At 68.7% G+C, this 2,934-nt stretch carries 5 protein-coding genes; 1 reads left to right on the top strand and 4 read right to left on the bottom strand.

All coding sequences use genetic code 11. From position 1 onward, the window contains the following. The first annotated feature begins 60 nt into the window (after positions 1 to 60). Positions 61 to 624: a YggT family protein gene (locus tag JYJ84_RS32925; protein WP_122944681.1), complete on the top strand. Its 564-nt coding sequence runs from the start codon at positions 61 to 63 to the stop codon at positions 622 to 624. Positions 625 to 636: 12 nt separating this feature from the next. Here JYJ84_RS32925 and JYJ84_RS32930 read toward each other — a convergent pair whose 3' ends face one another. The 4 genes from JYJ84_RS32930 to JYJ84_RS32945 all read right to left on the bottom strand — a co-directional run. Beyond that, positions 637 to 987 (bottom strand): DUF190 domain-containing protein, encoded by a 351-nt coding sequence (locus JYJ84_RS32930; protein WP_043183075.1) that lies wholly within the window; start codon positions 985 to 987, stop codon positions 637 to 639. Between the two features lie 23 nt (positions 988 to 1,010). After that, positions 1,011 to 1,397 (bottom strand): fluoride efflux transporter CrcB, encoded by a 387-nt coding sequence (gene crcB, locus JYJ84_RS32935; RefSeq protein ID WP_011351225.1) that lies wholly within the window; start codon positions 1,395 to 1,397, stop codon positions 1,011 to 1,013. A 235-nt stretch (positions 1,398 to 1,632) separates the two neighbouring features. Next, positions 1,633 to 2,505: a Sir2 family NAD-dependent protein deacetylase gene (locus JYJ84_RS32940; protein WP_174957089.1), complete on the bottom strand. Its 873-nt coding sequence runs from the start codon at positions 2,503 to 2,505 to the stop codon at positions 1,633 to 1,635. A 174-nt stretch (positions 2,506 to 2,679) separates the two neighbouring features. Next, a partial coding sequence (locus tag JYJ84_RS32945; protein ID WP_205190003.1) for a DUF4406 domain-containing protein occupies positions 2,680 to 2,934 on the bottom strand: 255 nt, incomplete at its 5' end.

Genomic DNA, 2,934 nt, shown 5'->3' on the forward strand with positions numbered 1-2,934 from the left:
TGCGCCGCCATCCGGCGTTGGCGGCCGCACGCTACTGACTGTATAAAAAGGATGCCAACGATGTTCGGCGAGATCGCCCGTTTTCTGCTCAATACCGTCTTCACGCTGTTCGGCGCCGCGCTGATCCTGCGCGTCTGGATGCAGGCCGTCCGCGTGCCACCGTACAACCCGGTCACGCAGGCCGTGCTGCAGGCGACCAACTGGCTCGTGCTGCCGCTGCGCCGCGTGATCGCGGGCGTACGCGGCATCGACTGGGCCAGCGTCGTCGCCGCGCTGCTCACCGCGCTCGTCTACGTCGTGCTGATGGTCGTGATGGCCGGCTTCGATCCGGCCTCGGTGATCGCGACGCTGGTCGTGGTCGCGCTGCTCACGGTCGTGAAGTGGGCGCTCAACCTCGTGATCTGGATGACGATCCTGATGGCGCTGCTGTCGTGGCTCAACCCGCGCTCGCCGGCCATGCCGATCCTCTACCAGCTCACCGCACCGTTCCTGAACCCGCTGCGCCGCATCATCCCGAACCTCGGCGGGATCGACCTGTCGCCGATCCTGCTGTTCGTGATCGTGCAGGTGCTGCTGATGATCGTCACGCGCGCCGCCGTGTCAATGACGATGTTCGGTATCTGACGCCGTCGTCCCCTACGCCGCCGGCGCTTGCGCCGGCGGTGCGCCGAGCGTGTCGATCACGCCGAAGCGCGCCGGCATCATCGCGTAGCACACCCGCACCTTCTCGTGCGACAACCGCTCGAGCAAGCGCTGCGCCTCGTCCTCGGTGACGATGAATTCGATCTCGATCGCGAGCGAACCCTGCAGTTCGAAGAAGCGATCCTCGTGCAGCACGCGATGCTGGCCGAAACCGGCCATCGCGCGAAACGCGGAACCGCCCGCGACGCCCATCCGGTTCGCCTCCTCCAGCAGCCATTCCCACAGCGGCTTCCAGTGCAGCCGGTGCTTCTCGTGCACATAGAAGCGCAAGAAGATCTTGTCCATCGCTCCCTCCGATGGCGGCACGCTCAGGCCGCCGCGAGCCACGCGCGCGCGGTCCACATGCCGAGCGCCGTCAGCGCGAACGATCCAGTCAAGTGTAGGGCAGCCACCGCAAACGCCCATCCGAATTCGCCCTGCACCGCATGCGTCATCACTTCGACCGAATAGGTCGAGAACGTCGTGAGACCGCCGAGAAAGCCCGTGATCACGAACAACCGCCACTCGGGCGGCAGCCCGACGCGGGTCGTGAACACCACGGCGGCAATGCCGATCACGTAGCCGCCGATCAGGTTCGCGGCAAGCGTGCCGAGCGGCACGGCGGGAAAGAATTCATTGAGCGCGAGACTCAGGAACCAGCGCAGCAACGCGCCGAGCCCGGCGCCGACGAAGATCGCGACGATCGAATAGAACAAGGGCGCTCCCGGTCGATGATGCGGCTGGAGTCAGCCGCCGGCTCCCGGTCGCCCGGGGCGAGGTCCGCTCCCGCACGCGGGCGGCGCGTGCGCGGGCGGCACTGGTTGAACTGTATGCGGATTCGCCGCGCACCTGCAACGGCAACGGCAACGGCAACGGCAACGGCGATGGCGATGGCGATGGCGATGGCCGGCAGGATACCGCCCGTTCAGGTCGTCTCGCCCGCCCGCAGGTTCACGCGCGTTGCCAGGCTGCGTCGAGCACGCTCAGCGTCGCCAGCGCGCCGCCCTTCAAGCCGATCACGTCCGCACGGCGCGCATGCGCTTCGCGCGCGTTGATGCGGATCACGTCGGCGCCGAGCCGTTCGCTCAGCAGGCGCACGGTCGGGATCGCGGTGCCCGCGCCGATCTCGACCACCGCGACGCGCCCGGCCCGCGCGATCCAGTCTTCCAGCGCGCGTTCCTGCGCGTCGTAGCGCGCACCGAGCCAGCCGGTGTCGCCGAACATCAGGATGTTCGGCCGCGCGAGACCGCCGCAGTGCGGGCAGCGCGGCATCTCGCCAACGAGGCGGCAGGTCGCTTCGTCGACGTCCGGCACGAACGGCGCCGCATCCCACGTGTCGTCCGAACAGGGGCGCAGGCACTGCATTGCGTGGATCGAACCGTGGATCTCGACGATCCGCGCCGGATCGAAGCCGGCTTTCTGGAACTGGCCATCGACGTTGCTGGTCAGCACGAAGCCGCCGTTCGGCATCGCGTCAATCCAGCGGCGCAGGATCGCGAAGCCCGCATGCGGCACCGTCGCGCGATAGAGCGCGAGACGGTGCCCGTAGAAGCCCCACGCGAGTTGCGCTCGTGCACGGAACGCGTGCGGCGACGCAATCTCGTGGAATTCGAAACGCTCGTGACGCAGCGCCGGATACGCGCGCCAGAAGCCGTCCGTACCGCGAAAATCGGGCAGCCCGGAATCGACGCCGATACCGGCGCCGGCCGTCACGAGCAACGCGTCGGCGCGCGCGAGCGCAGCAACGGCGGAGGCGACGAGATCGGCGGGCAGTTGCGCGGCAGCGGCGGCCGCGGTGGAGTCAGCGGAATCGGAAAACGGCATGATGGGGCGGCGGTAGCGTCGAGCGGTGCGCGGGTGGCGTCGCGATCATACGCCGGTTCGCGCGCGGCGCGGCATGCGCGATGCAACGGCATGACGCGATGCTCGACCGGCCGCGGACGATGCAGGCGGCCGGCCGATGCAGGGCGCCACCGCGGCCGGGCGTTTCCCGCCTGTTCAGCTATCCGAATCGTCCCGCACGACCGGAATCTCGTCGACCGCGAAATAGACCAGCTTGCCGAGCTGCCGCGCAAGACCGACGTCCATGTCCGCGCCGCGCGACGCGCCGTCGATACGCAGCACCGCATCGCAGCGCTGCAGCAATCGGTGCGCGGCCGGATACAGGAACGTCTCGCTGATCGCGTCGCCGACCTGTCGCGACCCGGCCGCGACGGCGAGCGGCAGCGACACCCACTCGCCGATCATCGGCAC

The organism is Burkholderia sp. LMG 13014, from assembly GCF_905232215.1.
Classification (GTDB): Bacteria; Pseudomonadota; Gammaproteobacteria; order Burkholderiales; family Burkholderiaceae; genus Burkholderia.